Source organism: Curvibacter lanceolatus ATCC 14669, assembly GCF_000381265.1.
GTDB classification, from domain to species: domain Bacteria; phylum Pseudomonadota; class Gammaproteobacteria; order Burkholderiales; family Burkholderiaceae_C; genus Curvibacter; species Curvibacter lanceolatus.
In genome coordinates this window covers 108,154-128,534 of the sequence record NZ_KB906260.1, presented here as the reverse complement: position 1 = coordinate 128,534, position 20,381 = coordinate 108,154, and the positions used below count along the sequence as shown (strand labels likewise).

Here is a 20,381-nt window from a genome sequence, read left to right as displayed (position 1 = left end):
GGGAAAACGTCGTAAGCCCCCCGGGCTGGCGGTGTTCCAATCGGTGCAGCCCCCTGTGGGGCGCATCGATGACCGGGGAGGCCGGTCCGTTCACTTGCTCATAGAAAGCCCGAGATGTCTTCTGAAAACTGGAAATTCGAAACCCTGTCGGTCCACGCGGGCTACTCGCCCGACCCCACCACCAAGGCGGTGGCGGTGCCCATCTACCAGACAGCAGCCTATGCCTTCGACAGCGCCCAGCACGGCGCCGACCTGTTTGACCTGAAGGTCCCGGGCAACATCTACACCCGCATCATGAACCCCACCACCGACGTGCTGGAAAAGCGGGTTGCGGCCCTGGAGGGGGGCATTGGTGCCCTGGCCGTGGCCTCGGGCCAGGCGGCGGTCACCTACGCCATCCAGACCATTGCCGAGGCCGGCGACAACATCGTGTCGTCCACCGCGCTGTACGGGGGCACCTACAACCTGTTTGCCCACACGCTGCCCCAGTACGGCATCACGACCCGCTTTGCCGACCACCGCGACCCGGCCAGCTTCGAGGCGCTGATCGATGAGCGCACCAAGGCGGTGTTTGTCGAATCGCTGGGCAACCCGCAGGGCAATGTCACCGACATCGCCCGCGTGGCCGAGATCGCTCACCGCCATGGCGTGCCGCTGATCGTCGACAACACGGTGGCCACGCCCTACCTGCTGCGCCCCTTCGAGCACGGTGCCGACATCGTGGTGCACTCGCTCACCAAGTACCTGGGCGGCCACGGCACCAGCATTGGCGGCGCGATTGTCGACTCAGGCAAGTTCCCCTGGGCCCAGCACAAAGAGCGTTTCAAGCGCCTCAATGAGCCCGACGTCAGCTACCACGGCGTGGTCTACACCGAGGCCCTGGGCGCCGCCGCCTACATCGGCCGGGCCCGCGTGGTGCCGCTGCGCAACATGGGTGCGGCCCTGTCGCCCTTCAACGCCTTCCTGATCCTGCAAGGCATCGAGACCCTGGCCTTGCGCATGGACCGCATCAACGACAACACCTTGAAGGTGGCCCAGTTTCTTGAAAAGCACCCCAAGGTGGGCTGGGTCAACTACGCCGGCCTGCCGGGCAATGTGGACTACGCGCTGGCGCAAAAATACCTGGGCGGCAAGCCTTCCGGCCTGCTGACCTTCGGCGTCAAGGCCAGCAGCGGCGGCGGGCGTGAGGCCGGTGCGCGCTTCCTCGATGCGCTGCAACTCTTCACCCGTCTGGTCAACATCGGTGACGCCAAGTCGCTGGCCACCCACCCGGCCTCGACCACCCACCGCCAACTGTCGCCTGAAGAGCTGAAGAAGTCGGGCGTGGGTGAAGACACGGTGCGCCTGTGCGTGGGCATCGAGCATGCCGACGACCTGCTGGCCGATCTGGCGCAGGCCCTTGACCAAGTCTGAACACAGGCACTTGCCAGTTGACGCTTTTACAAGGCGTTAACTTTGTGACGGTTTCGGCATAATCGAAACCGTCATGAAAAAAAATCTGCTTGTTGCTCTGGGAGGGGCACTGACAGCCTTGGCCTTGGTGGCCGCCTGGGATGGCGTGGCCTACCTGCGCCATGCCGAACCGGCGTCAGTGTCTTCCATTCACCGTCCCTTGACGTCCCTCAAAGTGAACCCTGAGTGGGTGCTTGAGGGCACCCCGAACTTCCGTGCCACCGAGATCAGAAAATCTGCTGATGGGCGCACCACCACCGGCCTGTGGGCCTGTGATGGCCCCAGCACCTTCGAGTGGCAGTTTGGTGTCGACGAAACCGTGCACCTGCTGGAGGGGGCGGTGGAGGTGAAATACCAGGGGCGTGAATTCACCCTCAAGCCGGGTGACACGGCCACCTTCATCGCCGGCACACGCGCGGTCTGGCATGTGCCCGAACATGCCCGCAAGGTCTTCAGCCTGCACGAACCCGGGCGGCTGGTGCGCATGCTGAGGCGCTTTCAACTGGCTGACTAGAGCGCGTGGCGCACTGAGTCAAAAAAAAGCCCACCGGCAGGTGGGCTGGGGCGGGCAGGGCGGCCATCGGGGCCGCTGCGCCATCAGGCCAGGGCGGTGGCCAGGTCTTTCTCGGCGGAGCCCAGGGCTTCGGCCTTGACCTCTGGGCCCATGTTCAGGCCTTCGGCGCGCACGATGCGCACATCGGTGATGCCCAGGAAGCCGAACACGGTCTTGAGGTAGCTTTCCTGGTGTTCCATGGCGTTGCCGGCTTCCGAGATCGAGTACTTGCCACCGCGGGTCGACACCACAATCACGGTCTTGCCGCCGGCCAGGCCTTGGGGGCCCTTGTCGGTGTACTTGAAGGTGCGGCCCACCTGGCAGATGCGGTCGATCCAGGCCTTGAGCTGGCTGGGGATGCTGAAGTTGTACAGCGGGGCACCCACCACGATCACGTCGGCCGCCAGGAACTGGGTCACCAGGGCTTCAGAGACGGCGTTTTCGCGTTGCTGCACTTCGGTCAGCGCGCTGCCGGCGGGCAGGCGAAAGCCCAGCGAGTCGGCGTTCAGGTGGCTGGGGGCTTGTGCGGCCACGTCCAGGTAGCTGACTTCGGCGCCGGGGTTGCGTGCCTTCCACTGGGCCACGGTCTGGGCGGTCAGTTGACGCGAGACCGAGTTGTCGCCGAGAACGCTGGAGTCGATGTGAAGCAGTTTCATGGAGTCTTCCTTCGAGGGTAGAAAAGGGCCCGTTGGGCGGTACCTGAATTGTCACAGGCACGCCAATCGCTGATAAGCCGGCTTTTTTGCAATGCATTGTTCCACTGGTGAGTCCAATCGAGTGCTGGGCTCGGCGCCTGAGGGGCCCAAGGTCCGCGCTGGCGGGGTTCTTCATGCGAAAAATCGCATAAACAAACAACGAACTATTCGTTCTCGTTTTAAGCGCTTGTTCGCAGAATCCGTCCCACTCTCTAGATCAGGATGTTTGCATGAAGCCTTGCCTACCTTTTGCCCCACGAACCTCCTGGGTGTTGAGCGCCCCGGTGCAGGGCTGAGGCGATGGCATCGTCGACCCCTGTGATCATCGTGCCGGGCTGGCGCGATTCCGGCCCCGGCCATTGGCAGACCCTGTGGGCCGATCGCCTGCCGGGCGCCCGGCGCGTGCGCCAGGATGACTGGATCACCCCCAGCCGGGCCGCCTGGGTGCGCACCCTGGGCGAGACCATCGAGGCAGCCGGTGCGCCGGTGGTTCTGGTGGCACACAGCCTCGGTTGCATGGCCGCCGTGCATTTGCCCTCCGATTTGCGTGACCGCATCCAGGGCGCGTTGCTGGTGGCGCCGGCCGATCCGGAGCGGCGCGCCGTGCTCAGCGATTTTGCCCCCGCACCGTGTGAGCGTTTGCCCTACCGCAGTATCCTCGTGGCCAGCAGCAACGACCCGTTCTGCCCGATCCGGCTGGCCGGCGCCTATGCGCGGTCCTGGGGCAGCGAGTTCGTTCGCTTGCAGGACGCCGGCCACATCAACGTGGAGTCCGGGCATGGCGAGTGGCCCCTGGGCCTGGCCTTGTTGCAATCCCTGGCAGGTGATCTGGCCTTGGGCCAGGCTGCCACCCCACACCCTGTTTCCTCGACACAAGAATGACCATGAAGACAAAAATCAAACTGGCTCTGGCCTCCCTGGTGTTGGCCACCGGCTCGCTGGCTGGCGCGCAGACCACCACCTTGCTCAACGCGTCCTACGACGTGGCTCGCGAGTTCTACAAAGACTACAACACGGCCTTTGTGGCGCACTGGAAGAAGACCACCGGCAAGGACGTGAAGATCGACCAGGCCCACGGCGGCTCCAGCGCCCAGGCGCGGGCCGTGAACGACGGGCTGGACGCCGACGTGGTGACCATGAACACCACCACCGATGTCGACTTCCTGGCCAGCACCGGCGTGGTGGCCAAGGACTGGGCCAAGCGCTTTCCGGGCAATGCCTCGCCCACCACCTCGACCATGCTGTTCCTGACCCGCAATGGCAACCCCAAGAACATCAAGGACTGGGACGACCTGATCAAGCCCGGCATCCAGGTCATCGTGGTCAACCCCAAGACGGGCGGCAATGGCCGCATGGCCTACCTGGCCGCCTGGGGCTATGTGCGCAAGAAGGGCGGCACCGACGCCCAGGCGGCCGAATTTGTCAGCAAGCTGTACAAGAACGTGCCGGTGCTGGCCAAGGGCGGGCGCGATGCCACCACCATCTTCCTGCAGCGCAACATCGGCGACGTGCTGGTCACCTTCGAATCCGAGGTGGTGTCGGTGGACCGTGAGTTTGGCGCCGGCAAGGTGGATGCGGTGCACCCTTCGATCAGCATCATTGCCGAGAACCCGGTGGCGGTGGTGGAGCGCACCGTGGCCAAGAAGGGCACGGGTGAGCTGGCCAAGGCCTACCTGGATTACCTGTACTCCGAAGAGGCGCAGGAAATCGCGGCCAAGCATGCCCTGCGCCCGCGCTCGGCGGCGGTGCTGAAAAAGCACGCCGACGTCTTCAAGCCCATCCAGCTGTTTGCCGTGTCGGACTACTTCGGCTCGCTGGCCGAGGCCCAGAAGGTTCACTTCAATGACGGTGGCCAGTTCGACAAGCTCTACACCCCTGGCGCCAAGTAAAACCCCATGACCACTTCTGTCAGCCATGCGCCCCCTAAAAAGGGTGGCGCCAAACGGGTGCTGCCCGGTTTTCGTCTCACGCTGGGCTACACCCTGATGTACCTGGCCGTGATTGTGTTGATCCCGCTGTCGGCCCTGCTGTTCAAGACCAGCACCCTGAGCTGGGACCAGTTCTGGAACGCCGTCACCGCGCCGCGCGTGCTGGCCTCGTACCGCCTGACCTTTGGCGCCTCGCTGATCGCGGCCCTGGTCAACGTGGTGTTCGGCCTGCTGGTGGCCTGGGTGCTGGTGCGCTACACCTTCCCGTTCAAGAAGATCATCGATGCGATGGTGGACCTGCCCTTCGCACTGCCCACGGCGGTGGCCGGCATCTCGCTGACCGCGCTGCTGGCCGGCAACGGCTGGGTGGGCCAGTACCTGGAGGCCTGGGGCCTGCCGGTGGCCTTCAAGCCCGCCGGTGTGGTGATCGCGTTGATCTTCATCGGCTTGCCCTTTGTGGTGCGCACCGTGCAGCCTGTGCTCGAAGACGCTGAAAAAGAACTCGAAGAAGCCGCCACCTGCCTGGGCGCCACGCGGCTGCAGACCTTTGTGCGGGTCATCCTGCCGTCGATCGCGCCAGCCTTGCTGACTGGCTTTGCCATGGCCTTTGCCCGTGCCATCGGCGAGTATGGCTCGGTGATCTTCATTGCCGGCAACATGCCCATGATTTCTGAAATCACCCCCCTCATCATCATCGGCAAGCTCGAGCAGTACGACTACGCCGGTGCCACGGCCGTGGCCGTGGTCATGCTGGTGATCTCGTTTGTGCTGCTGCTGGTCATCAATGCACTGCAAGCCTGGCAGCGCCGTCACACAGGAGCCCCGGCATGAGCGCGCGCAAGCCCCTCTCCCGCGTCAAGGCGGGCACCACCGAAGCCGTGTGGGTCAAATGGTCGCTGATCGGCCTGGCCCTGGTGTTCATGACCCTGTTCCTGTTCCTGCCGCTGGCTGCGGTGTTCACCGAAGCCTTCCGCAAAGGCCTGGGGCCTTTTGTTGAGGCTCTGAAGGAACCCGATGCCTGGTCGGCCATCCGCCTCACCCTGCTGACCGCGGCCGTGGCCGTGCCGCTGAACCTGGTGTTCGGCATTGCGGCGGCCTGGTCGATCGCCAAGTTCGAGTTTCCGGGCAAGTCCTTTCTGACCACCCTGGTCGATCTGCCGTTCTCGGTCTCGCCCGTGGTCGCCGGCCTGATCTACGTGCTGATGTTCGGCGCCCAGGGTTGGTTCGGCCCCTGGCTGCAGGCGCACGACATCAAGATCATCTTTGCCGTGCCCGGCATCGTGCTGGCCACGGTGTTCGTCACCTTCCCCTTCATCGCCCGCGAGCTGATCCCGCTGATGCAGGCCCAGGGCAGTGACGAGGAGCAGGCTGCCATCGTGCTGGGTGCCAGTGGCTGGCAGACCTTCTGGCTGGTCACCCTGCCGAAGATCAAATGGGGCCTGATCTACGGCGTGATCCTGTGCAACGCCCGCGCCATGGGCGAGTTCGGCGCCGTGTCGGTGGTGTCGGGCCACATCCGGGGCCAGACCAACACCATCCCGCTGCACGTGGAGATTCTCTACAACGAATACCAGTCGGTGGCGGCCTTTGCCGTGGCCTCGCTGCTGGCCCTGCTGGCGCTGGTCACCTTGCTGATCAAGTCGGTGGTCGAGTGGCGCCACGAGAAGGAAATGCGCGACGCCGAGGCCCAGCCGCCGGAAGCTCCCGTGACTTCCCCCGTGACTGCCCCCGCCACACCCACCGTCCAAGCCAGCCCCGGCGCCATCGCCTGAGGAAGAAGAACATGAGCATTCAGATCCGCAACGTCAGCAAACATTTCGGCGACTTCCATGCCTTGAAGGACGTCAGCCTCGACATCGATTCGGGCGAACTCATCGCCCTGCTTGGCCCCTCCGGCTGCGGCAAGACCACCTTGCTGCGCATCATCGCCGGCCTGGAAACCCCCGACAGCGGCAGCATCCTGTTCTCAGGTGAGGACACCACCGACGTGCACGTGCGTGAACGAGGCGTGGGCTTTGTGTTCCAGCATTACGCGCTGTTCCGCCACATGACGGTGTTCGAGAACGTGGCCTTCGGCCTGCGCGTCAAGCCCCGCGGCGAGCGCCCCAGCGATGCCCAGATCAAGACCAAGGTGCACGACCTGCTCAAGCTGGTGCAGCTCGACTGGCTGGCCGACCGTTACCCCAGCCAGCTCTCGGGTGGCCAGCGCCAGCGCATTGCCCTGGCGCGCGCGCTGGCGGTCGAGCCCAAGGTGCTGCTGCTTGATGAACCGTTTGGTGCGCTCGACGCCAAGGTGCGCAAGGAACTGCGCCGCTGGCTGCGCCGCCTGCACGACGAGCTGCATGTGACCAGCATCTTCGTGACCCACGACCAGGAAGAAGCCCTGGAAGTGGCCGACCGCGTGGTGTTGATGAACCAGGGCCAGGTTGAGCAAAGCGGTTCGCCCCAAGAGGTGTGGGACCACCCCGCCAGCCCCTTTGTGTATGGCTTTCTCGGCGATGTGAACCTGTTCCATGGCCGCGCCCACGAAGGCCAGGTGCACCTGGAGGGCCTGCAGATCGACGCGCCCGAACACGCCGGCGCCCAGAACGCCAAGGCCTCGGCCTATGTGCGCCCGCACGACTTCGAGGTGGAGCGCCATGTGCCGGGCGCCGGCATCGACGCTCAGGGCCGCCCGCGGGGCATCGTGGCCCAGTTGAGCCGCGCGATTGTGGTGGGGCCGATTGCACGGCTGGAACTTATTCCGTCCGAAGATCACCAAACAGCGGAAAATCGCACCCAGGACACGATCATCGAGGCGCAAATCCCTGCGCAACAATACCGTGATCTGGGTTTCCGTGAAGGCGAGCTGCTGGTGGTCACGCCACGGCGGGCTCGCGTGTTTGTTGAAGGACACTGAATTGTTTTTGCTGAACTGGTTCGACCGCGCACCGCGCCTGTTGCTGGCCCTGGCCAGCGCCACCTGCCTGGGCATGCTGGCCTTCGGGCTTTACCTGCAGCACGTGGTCGGGCTGGAGCCTTGCCCGATGTGCATCGTGCAGCGCTACGCGCTGCTGCTGGTGGCAGTCTGGGCGGGCCTGGCGGCCTTGTCGCCACGCCGCGGGGGCTGGTTGGTCGGCGCCGTGCTGATCCTGCTGACCTCGGGCTTCGGCGCCTTCGTGGCGGCGCGCCAGAGCTGGCTGCAGTGGAACCCGCCCGAGGTGCTGACCTGCGGCCGTGACCTCTACGGCATGATTGAGGCCTTTCCGCTGCAGCGCGTGATCCCCATGGTCTTCAAGGGCAGTGGTGACTGCTCCGCCGTAGACTGGACCTTCCTCGGCGGCTCGATCGCCAACTGGTCGTTCGTGGTGTTTGTCGGCCTGGCTTTGGCCTCAGTGCTGTTGCTGCTGCGCCAACGCGGTCGTTGAGCGTTTCCGGCCTCTTTGAACTCTGCGAAACCTGCGCCAGGAAGCCGCCCTTTGAGGCGGCTTTTTCACGTCTGGAGTCGTTGGCCGGTGTGTTTTTAGCGACGATCGGAGCAATATGAGGTGTTCGCTGACAAGCCAGCGCCGCCCTTAGGGCCAGAATCCGCGCCGTTCCCACGCCGGACCTGAGACAGCAATCCGTCGCGTGACACGCACTGGAGAGCAGCCATGGCCTTGGAAAACGATTCGGCATATTTACTTGACGACAGCAGCCCCGCAGAAGCGGCCCCCGTGGCCACCTCTGCCGTGGTGTCTCGGCCCCTGGGCTGGCAGGTGGAGCGCATCGGCTTTGCGGCCGAACTGCCCCTGCGCCTGTTCTTTCACGATGTGCGCGATGTGGGCTTGCACCTGCACTCAGCCTTTGAGCTCCTTCTGGTGCTCAGCGGAGAGGTGGAACTGCACACCGCCGCCGGCCTGCAGCGGGTGCGTGCTGGTGAGCTGGCCCTGGTGCACGCGGGCGAGCCCCATGCCAGCCACGATCTGGGCGGCGCCAACCTGGTGCTGTGCCTGCAACTGGACCCGGCCAGTGCGCGGCATGACCCGGATTTCCGGCGTCGGCGTTTTCAGATCGAGGGCCTCAACAGCGAGCCCGCGCTGCGCCCCCTGCGCGACCGCCTGCGGGGTCTGCTGGCGTCCATGATGTGGGAGCAACGCCTGCAGCGCCCGGGCTGGAAGCTCGAACTCGAGGCCGGAGTGTTGCAAATCGTGTCGTGCCTGCTGCGGGGCCTGCCCTCGGCCCTGGGCCCCGAGGCCCATCCCATGTTGCTGCCAGAGGAGGAACAGGCCCTGGGGCGGCGTCTGCAGCGGGTCTGCCAGTATGTGCAAGACCACGTGGCCGAGCCCATCTCGGTCGGGGCGGTGGCCCAGGCCCTGGGCTGGTCCAGCGGCTACCTGGCGCGCCTGTTCAAGGCCGAGACCGGCAACACCTTCGGCCAGTTCATCACCCTGGTGCGGCTGCGCCGTGCCCTGGATGCCCTGAGCCGGCCCATCACCGGCAATTTGCTCGATGTGGCCCTGGCCTGCGGCTTTCCGAATGCCAAGGCCTTCAACCTGGCCTTCCGCCGGGCACTGGGCTGCACCCCGGGTGAATGGCGCCTGGCCCACCGTGCGGCGCCCGGGCGTCCCGGCAGCGCCTACGGGGCGGCCAATGAGCTGGACGCCATGCGCCTGCTGCAGCCCTATGTCGCGTCCACGAACTGCTGACCCCCTGGCGGGCATGCCAGTGTCAGGCCCGCTGCGCCTCAAGCCCTGGCAGCGCGCCTGGGTGGCGCAGCAATTGCAAACCCTGCCGCCGCGTCAGCGCCTGTGGCGCCTGCTGGTGCTGGCCCTGGCCGATGGCACGCCAGAGCGGTACCAGTCCTGGGTGGAGCAGGGCGTGGGCGGGGTGTTCGTGCCGGGCGCTCCGGATGCGCACAGCGCCCGCTTGGTGGGCCACTTGCAGTCCCAGGCCCGGCAACTGGGCCGGGCGGATCTGCTGGTGGCGGCCGACATCGAGTTTGGCGAGCACACCGGCGCCGACGGGCTGGGGTTTCCGAACGCCATGGCCGTAGCCGCCACCGGGCGCGTGGCCTGGGCCCGGCGCATGGGGCAGGCGGCGGCCCGTGCGGCGCGGCGCTGCGGCGTCAACTGGGTGCTGTCGCCGGTGGTCGATCTGGACCTCAACCCGCACAACCCGGTGGTCAACACCCGCTCCTTCGGCACCGATCCGGCCCGGGTGGCCGCCTTCTCGCGGGCCTTTGTGCAAGGGCTGCAGGGGGAGGGGCTGGCCGCCAGCGCCAAGCATTGGCCCGGCGATGGCGTGGACTGGCGCGACCACCACCTGGAGCCCAGTTGCAACAGCCTGTCGCGTGAGGCCTGGCTGGCCCGCTATGCCCCGGTGTGGCGCACCGCCATCGGCGCCGGCGTGCGCACCGTGCTGTGCGGCCACATCGGGCTGCCGGCCTTGGACGGGGGCCTGAGCCGTCCGGCCAGCCTGTCGCCGGTGCTCAGCACCGAGTGGCTGCGGGGTGAGCTGGGCTTTGAGGGGCTGGTCTTGTCCGACGCCACCCTGATGGCGGGGTTTTCGGCCTGCGGGCCACGCTGGCAGACCTTGCCGCAGGCGGTGGCCGCGGGCTGCGACATGCTGTTGTTCTCAGGCCAGCCCGAGCTCGATGTGGCCTACCTGGAGCGCGCCCTGGCCGAGGGCCGGCTGACTTGGGCCCGCGTCAACCAGGCGCTGGCGCGGGTGCTGGCCCTGCAATGCGTGCTCGGCCTGGTCCGAAGACCGCGCCACGGCGCCAGCGTCCCGCAGGCAGAAACCAAGCAGCAAGTCGAGCATCAAGCCGAGCGGGCCCAGGAGCAGCAATGGGCGCGCGAATGCGCCGCCGCTGCCCTGACCCGGGTGCGCGACCTGGATGGCCTGCTGCCCCTGCAGCCCCAGCGCCACCGGCGCATCCTGCTGGTGGAAGAGGGCGAGCGCCACACCCCCTTCGGCCAGCCCTTGCCGGCCCTGCGCATGGTCGAGCTGCTGCAGGCCGAAGGCTTTACCGTGACACGCTACCGGCCCGACACCCTGGTCGACCCCGACCTGTACGACGTGCTGATCTATGTGCTGGCCCGCGAGGCCGGCATGTGCCGCGGCAGCCTGCGCCTGGACTGGAAGCGCCTGCACGGCGACACCGCCCGCGCCATGGAGCGGCACTGGCACACCCTGCCGCACCTGCTGATCTCCTTTGGCAACCCCTACCACCTGGCCGACGCCTCGGGCTGCCGCTGCTGGATCAACGCCTACTCGCCCGTGCCCGCCATGCAGCAGGCGTGCGTGCAGGCCCTGCTGGGCCGCGCGCCCTGGCCCGGCCGCAGCCCGGTGGAGGTGGGCGCGGCGATGGCCGCCTGGGGGCCCTTGCGCTAGCATGGAGGCGTGATTTGCAAGGAGCACACGCCATGAACACCCGCGCAGAGGACGATCTGTTGGACAAGATTCGGGCCCTGACACCCCAACAGGTGCTTGAAGTCCGGGACTTCGTGGAGTTTCTCGCGTCTCAATCCAGAAAGCGTGCTGCGCTGGACCGGCTGTTGGCCGTCGCGCCCGCCCTGGCCGCGGCAGGTGTGCAAGCCCCCACCGAAGAAGAAGTCGAGGCCGAGGTCCGAGCGGCTCGCCGTCAGCGCATCGAACAGGGCGTTTCCTTGAAGGTTGCCGAGGCACCGGGTGCGTATCGTCCTTGATACCAACATCGTCATTTCCGCCTTGCTTTGGCAAGGCGCACCGCACCAATTGCTCGGAGGTATCCGGACGCATGCCGATTGGCAAATTTGCAGCAGTCTGGCGCTTCTGGATGAATTGGCCGATGTGTTGGCGCGACCCTTTGCAGCCAGGCGGCTGGCGCAAATCGGTCTGCAGGCTCGTGATCTGTTGAGCGACTATGTGGAGTGCACAGAATGGGGGGTTCCCCATGCGGTGCCTCGCGTCATTGCAGCGGATGCAGACGACGATCAGGTGCTGGCTGCCGCGCTGGCGGCTCGCGCTGACCTGATCGTGTCAGGTGACAAGCAGCATCTGCTTCCTCTGGGGTCTTACCAGGGGATTGCGATTGTGGATGCCGCAGAAGCCTTGCGACGCTTGAAGCTCTGACGCCTCACGCCTGCGAGGCCATCAGCTCAAACACCGCGCTCGGCCCCGATGCCGAATCGGGCCCGATCCACAGCTCGAAGCGACCGCTCTCGCAGACCTGGCGTAGATGGCGGTCGTGAAAGCGCAGCGCGTCGGTGTGCAGCTCAAAGCTCACGCGCTGGCTTTCACCGGGCTGCAGGCTGATGCGCTGGAAGTCTTTCAGCTCGCGCACCGGGCGCGTCACCGAGCCGACCAGGTCGCGCACATAGAGCTGCACCACTTCGGTGGCGCTGCGGTGGCCCGCGTTGCTCAGCAGCACCGAGGCGCAGAGGGTGCCGCCCGGCGTGAGCTGGCTGGCCGACAGTTGCAGGTCGCGGTACTCGAAGCGGGTGTAGCCCAGGCCGAAGCCGAAGGGGAACAGGGGCCGGTGGTCCTCGTCGAGGTAGGCGGCAAAGAAGCCGCTCGGGTCCAGCGGGGTGCCCGAGGGGATGCTGGGCGCATCGGGGTGGGGCGGGCGGCCGGTGTTCTTGTGGTTGTAGAAGATCGGGATCTGCCCCACGCTGCGTGGAAAGCTCACGGGCAGGCGCCCGCTGGGGGATTCGCCGCACAGCAGGTCGACGATGGCTGGGCCGCCCTGGCTGCCCGGGTGCCATGCGTACAGCACGGCCTGGGCATGCGGTAGCACCGGGCCCAGCACCAGGGGGCGGCCGGCCATGATCACCAGCACCACAGGCACACCGGTGGCGGCCACCGCCTCCAGCAGGGTCTGTTGGGCGCCGGGCAGGTCGAGGTGGGCCCGGCAGTGGGCTTCGCCGCTCAGGCCGGCGTCCTCGCCCAGGCACAGCACCACCACCTCGGCACTGCGCGCCAGGGCCACGGCGGCCTCCAGCCCGTCCAGGTCGTGGCTGCGGCAGTGCTCCAGCCCGCGGGCGTGCACCACACGCTGGGCGCCCAGGCGTTCCTGCAGGGCCGCGAACACGGTCTGGCTGTGCTGGCGCTCGCCATCAAACACCCAGCAGCCCAGTTGTTCGCCCGGGGCATCGGCCATGGGCCCGATCACCGCCACGCGCCGTGCGTGTTCGCCCAGCGGCAGGCCTTGTTCGTTTTTCAGTAGCACGCAGCTGTCGCGGGCCAGGCTGCGCGCCAGCTGGGTGGCGACCGGCCGCTGCGGCTGGGTGCGCCCCGGGTCGCCATAGGGGTGCTGGAACAGGCCCAGCCGGGCCTTGATGCGCAGGATGCGGCGCACCGCGTCGTCGACCAGGGCGATGTCCAGCAGGCCTTGCTCGATCAGGCCGGCAATGTGGTCCAGGTAGCTGGTGCTGGCCATTTCCATGTCCACCCCGGCGCTGACGCCCGCCCGCGCGGCGGCGGCGGCGTCTTCGCAGAAGCCGTGGGCGATCATCTCGGTCACCGAGCACCAGTCGCTGACCACCAGGCCGTCAAAGCCCCAGCGGTTTTTCAGCGTGCCGCGGATCAGGTCTTCGTGGCCGGTGGCGGGCACGCCGTCCAGGTCGTTGAAGGCGCTCATCACCGTCATCACGCCGGCCTGTTGCGCTGCCAGGAAAGGGGGCAGGTAGGTGTCCAGCAGGGCGCGCGGGGCCAGGTCGGTGGCGCTGTAGTCGCGCCCACCCTCGGCTGCGCCATAGCCCACAAAGTGCTTGGCGCAGGCGGCCACGCCCTCTTGCTGGTAGCCCTGCACCATGGCCACGCCCAGGCGGGAGATCAGCAGCGGGTCTTCGCCAAAGCTCTCGGCGATGCGCCCCCAGCGCGGGTCGCGGGCCACGTCCAGCATGGGCGAGAAGGTCCAGTTCACGCCGGCCGCGCCGGCTTCGCGCGCCGAGTGGGCGGCGGCCTGGCGCACGCGCTCGGGGTCGAAGGCGGCAGCCTGGCCCAGGGGAATGGGAAACACGGTCTGAAAGCCATGGATCACGTCGCGACCCAGCAGCAGCGGGATGCCCAGGCGAGAGTGTTCCACCGCCAGCCACTGGTAGTGGTAGGCATCGTCACCCACCACATTGATCAGGGAGCCGGCGCCGCCTTGGCGCACCCTTTCTTCCTGGTCGCGGCCATGCGGCTGCACCTGGGTCATCTGGCCCAGCTTTTCAGCCAGGGTCATGCGGGAAATCAGTTGCTCGATGTCGTGTTCGGTCATAAGGGAAAAGGGCCGGCGCATGGCCGGCCTGTGTCGTTGGGCCAGGGGAGACCCGATGGGGCCTCAAGAGGCATGAAGCGACCTGGAGAAACCTGCAGAAACTGACTGGGGCTTCTCGATCCGCCTCGCCATGCCTCACTTGGCGATTCAGAACAGCACCTGGGTCTTCAGGCGCAGGTCGCGTGAGGAGCTGCCAACGGCCACCCGCAACGGGCCGCGGGCACATTGCCAGCCGCTCTCGGTCCAGACACTCAGCGGGTGGCCCGGGTCGTTGCGGCTGATGCGGCGGTGCACGCGGCGGCTTTCACCGGCGGCCAGCGGCAGCGAGACAAAGTCCACCAGCCGGTGCGGTGGCTGGCCGGGCACGGGCAGGCCGAGGTACACCTGGGCCACCTCGCGCCCGGCACGCTCGCCGCTGTTGCGCACGGTGAAGCTCAGCTCCAGCCCGTCGGCATCGGTGTGCACCTGCAGCTCGCTGTACTCGAAGCGGGTGTAGGACAGACCGTGGCCGAAAGCAAAGCGCACCGGCAGGGCGCGTGCATCGAAGCCCCGGTAGCCCACCTGCAGGCCTTCGCTGTAATGCACCGTGCCGTCCTCGCCCGGGTATTGGGCGCGGCTGTGCAGCAGGCCATGGGCGCTGAGCGGAAAGCTCAGCGGCAGTTTGCCCGAGGGGTTGACGTCGCCCACCAGGATGCGTGCCAAGGCGCTGCCTTGCTCCTGCCCCAGGTACCAGGCCTGCAGGATGGCGGGCACGCCGGTCTCCCAGCTCTCGGTCTCGACCGGGCCACCGCTCATGTTGATCACCACGGTGCGCGGGTTGGCAGCCGCCACGGCACGCACCAGGGCGGCCTGGTTGTTGGGCAGGCGCAGGTCGGGGCGGTCCATCTGCTCGGTTTCGTAGCTGCGCACGGCCAGCACCACCAGGTCAGCGCCTTCGGCCAGGGCGCAGGCTTCGCGCATGGATGCCGTGGGCCGCTCGCTGGGCGGGCGCCAGCCCAGGCGCAACTGGGCACCGGTCAGCCAGCCTTGCGAGGGGGCATTGGCCAGGTATTCGATGCACAGCTCATGGCCCTGGGCACCGGCCCGCAGTTGCAGGGCCACACCCGCGGTTTCGGGCGGCGGGCCGGCTTCGCCGCCGCCACTGCCCAGGGGCTGGGGCGGCAGTTCACGGGCTTCGGGCAGGTTGTCGGCGCGCAGGTTCATCTGGGCCTGGGCCACCGGCCAGTCGGGCGCCACCGGGCTGTCGCTGCCGTCCTCGGCGCGCTTCACATCGGCATGGGCGCCCCAGGCCGCACCCGAGGCACCGGCCCCGCTGGCCGAGCCGCCGCCTGCGCGGAAGGCGTCCAGCACCAGCTCGCCGTCGAGCCAGATGCGCAGCGTGCCCAGCAAGGTGGCGCTGAGCTCGTAGCGGCCACTTTCGGGCACCACCAGGCGGCCGGTGAAGCGCGCCGAGATCGCGCCCGACAGCTCGTTGGGCAGCTTGGGGTAGCGGCTGGAGTTGGCATCAAAGCCCGGAAAGTTGAAGAAACCGCCGTTCAAGGCCACCTGAGGCATCACGCATTCGAAGCAGGCCTCGCCACCCAGGTGCGGGTTGTTCCAGAACCGGGTGTGCAGGCCGGGCGCTGCATCGGCCGCCGGGCCGCTGCGCAGGCAGTCGCCGGGCAGGGAGTCGGGGCCGGGCAGCAGGTCGGCGGCCGAGATGGGGTCGTTGCCCACGGCGTGCTGCACCAGCACGTCGGGGCCCAGGCGCTGGCGCAGGCCCTCGAGCAGGCTCATGGCATGCACCGGCTGCACCCGGCTGCTGCCGCCGCCGGCCACGCAGGCGTTGTCGACATCGGGGCCGATCACCACCACCCGGCGCAGGGCTTCAGGACGCACCGGCAGCAGATCACCATCGTTCTTCAGCAGCACCACCGCCTGTTCGGCCACGGCCTGGGCCACGCTGCGGTGGGCCTCGTCGTTCAAGGGGGTGATGGCGGGTGGGCGTTCGATCAGCTGCAGGCCGACCACGGTGCGCAGGATGCGGCGGCACATCTCGTCCAGGGTGGCCAGGGGCACCTGGCCTTGCTCCACCGCCTGCTGCAGGCGCTCGCCGTAGTGCTGGCCCGAAGGCTGTTCCTGGTCCAGGCCCGCCAGGGCCGAGGGCACGGTGCTGTGGGTGGCGGCGTAGTCGCTCATCACCCAGCCGGCAAAGCCCCACTCACGGCGCAGCACCTGGTCCAGCAGCCAATGGTTCTCGCAGGCAAACACCCCGTTGACGCGGTTGAAGGCGCCCATCAGCGAAGCCACGGCACTGTGGCGCACCACGGCCTCGAAGGGGCGCAGGTAGATCTCGCGCAGGGTGGCTTCGTCCACCGCGGCGTTCACGCTGGCACGCTCGTGCTCCTGGTTGTTGACGGCATAGTGCTTGAGGCAGGCCGCCACGGCATGGGCCTGGATGGCCGGGATCTCGGCCAGCGCCATGCGGGCGTTGAGCAGCGGGTCTTCGCCAAAGGACTCAAAGGTGCGCCCGCCCACCGGCACGCGCGCGATGTCCACCGCGGGCGCCAGGATCACGTTGTGGCCGCTGGCTCGGGCCTCCTGGCCCAGCACGTCGCCATAGTGTTGGGCCAGCTCGGTGTTCCAGCTGGCGGCCAGGGCGATGGGCGCGGGCAGGGCGGTGGCGCGACCCCCATGCACGGCACCGTTGTTGATGCGCACGCCGCAGGGGCCGTCTGCCATGGTCAGCTCGGGCAGGCCCGGGCCGGGCACGGCCGCGCTGTAGAAGCCGAAGTTGTAGTTGAGGTCGCCGCTGACCAGTTCGATCTTGTCGCTCAGGCTCATGCGGGCCAGCAGGTCGGCCACGCGTTCGCTCAGGCCGGGTTGATGGCGCCAGTCGGCATGCAGGGGAGGCAGGGAGTTCATGGGAGAGAGGTCTGTCGAAGGATTCTGTTGAAGAGGGCCGCGTGCTCAGCGCACCTTGCGGATGGGCAGCACGGCCAGGGCGCCCAGCAGGGCGAAGACGGCCGCCGCGGTGAACAGCGAGCTGTAGTTCTGCGGGCCACCCAGGGCCAGGAACAGGGGCGCGATCATGGGGGCCACGGATTGCGGCATGGCGCTGGCCAGGTTGAACAGGCCCAGGTCTTTGGCGGCCTCGTCGGGGTTGGGCAGCACCTCGGTCACCAGGGCCAGGTCGACGGCCACATACATGCCCTGGCCCAGGCCGCACACGCCCACGCCCAGCAGCAGGCCGTTGAAATCATGGGCCAGGCCGATGACCAGCAGGCCGGCCGCATAGACCAGCGCCGCCATCAGCACAAAGGCCTTGCGCCGCCCGCTGCGGTCGCTGAGCCAGCCGCTGGCCAGGCTGGACAGCACGATGGCGATGGACGACACCAGGGTGGAGCGGAACATCATGTCGGGCACGGCCTCGGTGCTGACGCCCAGCTTGTCGAGCATGTAGAACACCTGGTAGGTCATCAGGGTGGCGATGCCCAGCAGCAGCATGAAGCGGCTCACAAAAGCCCACAGAAAATCGCTGGCGCCCTTCGGGCTGATCAGGAAGCTACGGGCAAAGCCCGCCAGGCTCATCGCCTCGGGGGCCTGCGTGGGGGCCATGCGGTCGCGCATGCAGGCGCACAGCAGCAGCACGAAAACGGTGAACAGGCCGGCAGGCAGCAGAAACATCTGGGCCAGGCTGGCGGCTTCCTGGGCCACATACACCCCGGCCAGGATGCCGGCGGGCATGCACATGCCCAGCAGGCCGCCGACGGCGCCGCGCTGAGACTCGGGAATCTGGTCGGGCATCAAGGCCATCAGGGCGGCCAGCACAGCGTTGTAGGCCAGTTGGGCCAGCGACCAGCCCAGCATCAGCACCCACACCGTGGGGCTGACGGCCACGATGGCCAGGCCGGCCAGGCCGAGCAGGGAGCCACCCACCAGCCAGGGGCGGCGCATGCCGAAGCGTGAGCGCGTGCGGTCGCTGAACAGGCCGGCCACGGGGTTGGCGATCATGGCCACGAAGGCGCCGATGCCCAGCACCCAGGCCAGGGTGGACTCTTTGCTGTCGGGGGCCAACTGGTTCACCTTGAGGGCCATGGTGACGATGACCGGTGTCATCACGGCCATCCAGAAGCCGAAGGTGGCCAGCCCGTACAGGGCGATGAAGCGGCGTGAGGCGCGCGCCGGGGCGGTGCGCCCTGGCAGCGGGGTGTCGGGGGCGCGTTGGGCAGTGGTCATGGGGGTGTGGGGGGGTATGAGGGGGGCGCGTCGAGGCCTGGCCCCGGGGCGGGGCCAGGCGAAGAGCGCAGGGCAGGGCGCGTGAATGGGCGCGGAACTGACTTAGGGGGTGCCCTTGGCGGCGGCCTGGCCGGCCTTGACGTACTTCAACTCGTTGAAGGTCAGCACCTCGAAGCGGCCGCCGCGGTAGACGACCTCGGTGATGCTGGCGTTGGCCAGGGGCTTGTGCAGGGGGTAGTTGTTGCCCGGCGCCAGGGCATCCACCACAGCCGCGATGGCCAGGCCGTGCGACACCACCAACACCTTGCCGCCGCCCTTGCGGGCCTGCTGGCTGGCGATGTCGGTCAAGCCGCCGATCAGGCGCTTGCTGATGGTGGCGTAGTCTTCGGCCGGCCAGGTCTTGCCATGGGTGGTGCCGCGCTGGCGGTCCATGGCCGCCACGGTGTTGGAAAAGCGTTTGGGCGTGAATTGCTTGAGCCAGGCTTCCATGGGCAGGCCGTCGAAGCGGGCTGCATCGTCCCACAGGGTGCTGTTCAGGTCGGCCTCGTAGCTGCCGAAGTTGAACTCGCGCAGGCGCGAGTCAATCTGCAAGGGCAGCTGGGTCTGGCCACTGAACTGCTGCACCACGCGGGCGGTTTCCATGGCGCGGCCGCTGTCGCTGCTGTAGATGGCCGCGAAGGGGGTGTCCTTCAGGCCACGGCCCAGGTCTTGCGCCACGGCAATGCCATCGGGGGTGAGGACCGCATCCGACCAGCCTTGCACGCGGTCGGAGACATTGAGCATGGTCTTGCCGTGGCGGGTCAGGTAGAGGTGGACCTCGGCTTCGGCTGACTTTTCGGCGTGGGCCGCAGGGGCGCTGAAGCAAAGGGCGATCAGGCCCAGGCCGCAGACGCGGCGCAGGATGTTCTTGAGCATCATGGGAGGTCTCCGGTTGGGGTCAGAAGAATTCGTGGCGGTAGTCGATGCGGATCATCGGCCCCGTCTTGCTGGCATTGAGCTGGCGGCCCTGGCTGACGTCGGGTGCACCCTGCACTTCACGCCAGTTGCGCGACCAGTCGTAGGCCACCACGGTGTGCAGCCCCTTCAGGAAGCTGGGCTTGTATTCGACGAACACCATCACGTCGCCGTGCGCCAGGTCCACGCCCTTGTACTTCATGCCGCTACCGTAATAGGCGCCGGCACCCACGCTGACCTCGCGGCTCAATGGTTGGGTGGCTGTGGCGAACGCCATCAGCTCGCGGTGGTACATGTAGTCGATCATCCCGTTGTAGGCCGGGCTGACGAAGCGGCCCACCGCGTTGCGCGCGATGTTGTACTCAAAGAAGCCCATGCCGTTGGGGTTGCTGTTGGGCGCATGGGTGTAGGTGGCGCCACCTTGCAGCAGGGTCTTGTCGGCCTGGCCGCTGAGGCGCACGGCGGCGTGGTAGGCATCGCGGTCGAAGCCGCGGCGGGCATTGGCGTTTTCCTGCTGCCACACGCTGAGCGCGCGGTTGTGGTACAGAAAGCCCTCAGCCTTGAGCGAGCCCTTCTCGGTAGGGTCGGTCTGCCAGACGCCTTCGAGGCCTTCACGGGCCACGTAATGCGGTGCGGCGCCGGCGAAGTACAGCAGCGAGCGGTTCTTCTGCGGCTCCCACTTGATCTGGGCGGTGGCCAGGTAGTCGATGGCCGAGCCCTTGGCGGTCGTGAAGCGGCGCTTGAAGGTCTCGTTGCGGTCGATGCTGGCATCCACCACGGCCACCAGTCCGCTCCAGGCCCCTTGCTCGGCATCGAGGCGGGCACCGCTGTAGAGCTTTTCCAGGGCGCGGCTGTCACGCGCGTGCAGCATGCCCATGTTGGACACCTTCTGGACGCCCAGGCGCGACTTGAAGCGCGTCTCGCCACCTTGCCATTTGAGCTTGAGGGCGTGTTCGCCGATGCGGCTGAAGCTGGCCGGGTTGCGTGGCAGGGTGCCGTCGGTGAAGCCGCTGGCGTCAGTGCCGGTGCTGATGTTCAGCGCGGTGTCGTAGGACAGATCGAAGCCGACCGTGTCAGCCCAGTAGCCGCTGCTGAAATCCAGCGACGAAGCCTGGACCCAGGTGTGGTAGTTGGGCGGCAGGCTGGCGTCGGGCGTGCTGGTGCCCGCCTTGTACAGGTTGCGCAGGTGCAGGCTCAGATGGCTGTCGTCGATCAGTGCATAGCCGGTGTGCCAGGCGGTTTTGGCACTGGCGGTGGCACCGGGGTTGGCGCTGTCGGCGGAACTGTCCTGGGCCAGCACGGGGCTGCCGATCAGGGCGAAGGTCGCGAGTCCGAGCAGGGGCCGCAGGCGGTTGGGGGCTTGAATCAAAAAAATG

At 67.4% G+C, this 20,381-nt stretch carries 18 protein-coding genes; 12 read left to right on the top strand and 6 right to left on the bottom strand.

The features are described 5' to 3' along the window. Positions 1-114: 114 nt before the first annotated feature. Positions 115-1,413, top strand: a complete 1,299-nt coding sequence (locus tag F624_RS0115660) for an O-acetylhomoserine aminocarboxypropyltransferase/cysteine synthase family protein (RefSeq protein WP_019575270.1) — start codon at positions 115-117, stop codon at positions 1,411-1,413. 73 nt (positions 1,414-1,486) lie between these two features. Beyond that, positions 1,487-1,966 (top strand): cupin domain-containing protein, encoded by a 480-nt coding sequence (locus tag F624_RS0115655; RefSeq protein ID WP_019575269.1) that lies wholly within the window; start codon positions 1,487-1,489, stop codon positions 1,964-1,966. Between the two features lie 83 nt (positions 1,967-2,049). Here the strand turns inward: F624_RS0115655 and F624_RS0115650 are convergent, their stop codons facing one another. Continuing rightward, the gene (locus F624_RS0115650; protein WP_019575268.1) at positions 2,050-2,661 is read right to left on the bottom strand and encodes an FMN-dependent NADH-azoreductase; all 612 of its coding nucleotides are present in this window, start codon (positions 2,659-2,661) and stop codon (positions 2,050-2,052) included. Between the two features lie 339 nt (positions 2,662-3,000). Between F624_RS0115650 and F624_RS0115645 the strand changes: the two genes are divergently transcribed. The 10 genes from F624_RS0115645 to F624_RS0115600 all read left to right on the top strand — a co-directional run bounded on the left by F624_RS0115645 (position 3,001) and on the right by F624_RS0115600 (position 11,702). Then, positions 3,001-3,582 (top strand): RBBP9/YdeN family alpha/beta hydrolase, encoded by a 582-nt coding sequence (locus F624_RS0115645; protein ID WP_019575267.1) that lies wholly within the window; start codon positions 3,001-3,003, stop codon positions 3,580-3,582. Beyond that, the gene (locus tag F624_RS0115640) at positions 3,579-4,589 is read left to right on the top strand and encodes a sulfate ABC transporter substrate-binding protein (RefSeq protein WP_019575266.1); all 1,011 of its coding nucleotides are present in this window, start codon (positions 3,579-3,581) and stop codon (positions 4,587-4,589) included. The genes F624_RS0115645 and F624_RS0115640 overlap by 4 nt, the downstream gene beginning before the upstream one ends. Before the next feature lie 6 nt (positions 4,590-4,595). Then, positions 4,596-5,459 carry a sulfate ABC transporter permease subunit CysT gene (gene cysT, locus F624_RS0115635; protein WP_031255185.1) on the top strand — a complete coding sequence of 288 codons (864 nt, stop codon included), beginning with the start codon at positions 4,596-4,598 and terminating at the stop codon, positions 5,457-5,459. Next, entirely contained in the window at positions 5,456-6,400 is a 945-nt protein-coding gene (gene cysW / locus F624_RS0115630; protein WP_019575264.1) for a sulfate ABC transporter permease subunit CysW, read from the top strand. The genes cysT and cysW overlap by 4 nt, the downstream gene beginning before the upstream one ends. A gap of 11 nt (positions 6,401-6,411) precedes the next feature. Continuing rightward, positions 6,412-7,527: a sulfate/molybdate ABC transporter ATP-binding protein gene (locus F624_RS0115625; protein ID WP_019575263.1), complete on the top strand. Its 1,116-nt coding sequence runs from the start codon at positions 6,412-6,414 to the stop codon at positions 7,525-7,527. Position 7,528: 1 nt separating this feature from the next. After that, complete coding sequence (locus tag F624_RS0115620; RefSeq protein ID WP_019575262.1) at positions 7,529-8,035, top strand: disulfide bond formation protein B; 507 nt, start codon at positions 7,529-7,531, stop codon at positions 8,033-8,035. Between the two features lie 225 nt (positions 8,036-8,260). Then, positions 8,261-9,295 (top strand): AraC family transcriptional regulator, encoded by a 1,035-nt coding sequence (locus tag F624_RS0115615; RefSeq protein ID WP_019575261.1) that lies wholly within the window; start codon positions 8,261-8,263, stop codon positions 9,293-9,295. A 13-nt stretch (positions 9,296-9,308) separates the two neighbouring features. Continuing rightward, positions 9,309-10,982, top strand: a complete 1,674-nt coding sequence (locus tag F624_RS0115610) for a glycoside hydrolase family 3 protein (protein WP_019575260.1) — start codon at positions 9,309-9,311, stop codon at positions 10,980-10,982. A 32-nt stretch (positions 10,983-11,014) separates the two neighbouring features. Next, on the top strand, positions 11,015-11,296 hold the full coding sequence (locus F624_RS32560) for a hypothetical protein (RefSeq protein WP_019575259.1): 282 nt from the start codon (positions 11,015-11,017) through the stop codon (positions 11,294-11,296). Next, positions 11,280-11,702, top strand: coding sequence for a putative toxin-antitoxin system toxin component, PIN family (locus F624_RS0115600; protein ID WP_019575258.1), 423 nt, complete (start codon positions 11,280-11,282; stop codon positions 11,700-11,702). The genes F624_RS32560 and F624_RS0115600 overlap by 17 nt, the downstream gene beginning before the upstream one ends. Before the next feature lie 4 nt (positions 11,703-11,706). Here the strand turns inward: F624_RS0115600 and F624_RS0115595 are convergent, their stop codons facing one another. The 5 genes from F624_RS0115595 to F624_RS0115575 form a co-directional block, all read right to left on the bottom strand. Next, the gene (locus F624_RS0115595; protein WP_019575257.1) at positions 11,707-13,833 is read right to left on the bottom strand and encodes a glycoside hydrolase family 3 N-terminal domain-containing protein; all 2,127 of its coding nucleotides are present in this window, start codon (positions 13,831-13,833) and stop codon (positions 11,707-11,709) included. Between the two features lie 147 nt (positions 13,834-13,980). Beyond that, entirely contained in the window at positions 13,981-16,737 is a 2,757-nt protein-coding gene (locus tag F624_RS33450) for a glycoside hydrolase family 3 protein (protein WP_019575256.1), read from the bottom strand. Positions 16,738-16,782: 45 nt separating this feature from the next. Continuing rightward, a complete protein-coding gene (locus F624_RS0115585; protein ID WP_019575255.1) occupies positions 16,783-18,051 on the bottom strand; it encodes an MFS transporter in 1,269 nt (422 codons plus the stop codon). 102 nt (positions 18,052-18,153) lie between these two features. Continuing rightward, a complete protein-coding gene (locus F624_RS0115580) occupies positions 18,154-18,969 on the bottom strand; it encodes a histidine phosphatase family protein (RefSeq protein ID WP_019575254.1) in 816 nt (271 codons plus the stop codon). A 19-nt stretch (positions 18,970-18,988) separates the two neighbouring features. Continuing rightward, complete coding sequence (locus tag F624_RS0115575) at positions 18,989-20,374, bottom strand: OprD family outer membrane porin (RefSeq protein ID WP_019575253.1); 1,386 nt, start codon at positions 20,372-20,374, stop codon at positions 18,989-18,991. Between the last annotated feature and the right edge of the window lie 7 nt (positions 20,375-20,381).

What these genes read in the sequence shown, in the direction of transcription:
- F624_RS0115660 (WP_019575270.1), top strand. Translation starts at nt 115, where the DNA reads ATGTCTTCTGAAAACTGGAAATTCGAAACCCTGTCGGTCCACGCGGGC.
- F624_RS0115655 (WP_019575269.1), top strand. Translation starts at nt 1,487, where the DNA reads ATGAAAAAAAATCTGCTTGTTGCTCTGGGAGGGGCACTGACAGCCTTG.
- F624_RS0115650 (WP_019575268.1), bottom strand. Translation starts at nt 2,661, where the DNA reads ATGAAACTGCTTCACATCGACTCCAGCGTTCTCGGCGACAACTCGGTC.
- F624_RS0115645 (WP_019575267.1), top strand. Translation starts at nt 3,001, where the DNA reads ATGGCATCGTCGACCCCTGTGATCATCGTGCCGGGCTGGCGCGATTCC.
- F624_RS0115640 (WP_019575266.1), top strand. Translation starts at nt 3,579, where the DNA reads ATGACCATGAAGACAAAAATCAAACTGGCTCTGGCCTCCCTGGTGTTG.
- cysT (WP_031255185.1), top strand. Translation starts at nt 4,596, where the DNA reads ATGACCACTTCTGTCAGCCATGCGCCCCCTAAAAAGGGTGGCGCCAAA.
- cysW (WP_019575264.1), top strand. Translation starts at nt 5,456, where the DNA reads ATGAGCGCGCGCAAGCCCCTCTCCCGCGTCAAGGCGGGCACCACCGAA.
- F624_RS0115625 (WP_019575263.1), top strand. Translation starts at nt 6,412, where the DNA reads ATGAGCATTCAGATCCGCAACGTCAGCAAACATTTCGGCGACTTCCAT.
- F624_RS0115615 (WP_019575261.1), top strand. Translation starts at nt 8,261, where the DNA reads ATGGCCTTGGAAAACGATTCGGCATATTTACTTGACGACAGCAGCCCC.
- F624_RS0115610 (WP_019575260.1), top strand. Translation starts at nt 9,309, where the DNA reads ATGCCAGTGTCAGGCCCGCTGCGCCTCAAGCCCTGGCAGCGCGCCTGG.
- F624_RS32560 (WP_019575259.1), top strand. Translation starts at nt 11,015, where the DNA reads ATGAACACCCGCGCAGAGGACGATCTGTTGGACAAGATTCGGGCCCTG.
- F624_RS0115595 (WP_019575257.1), bottom strand. Translation starts at nt 13,833, where the DNA reads ATGACCGAACACGACATCGAGCAACTGATTTCCCGCATGACCCTGGCT.
- F624_RS33450 (WP_019575256.1), bottom strand. Translation starts at nt 16,737, where the DNA reads ATGAACTCCCTGCCTCCCCTGCATGCCGACTGGCGCCATCAACCCGGC.
- F624_RS0115585 (WP_019575255.1), bottom strand. Translation starts at nt 18,051, where the DNA reads ATGACCACTGCCCAACGCGCCCCCGACACCCCGCTGCCAGGGCGCACC.
- F624_RS0115580 (WP_019575254.1), bottom strand. Translation starts at nt 18,969, where the DNA reads ATGATGCTCAAGAACATCCTGCGCCGCGTCTGCGGCCTGGGCCTGATC.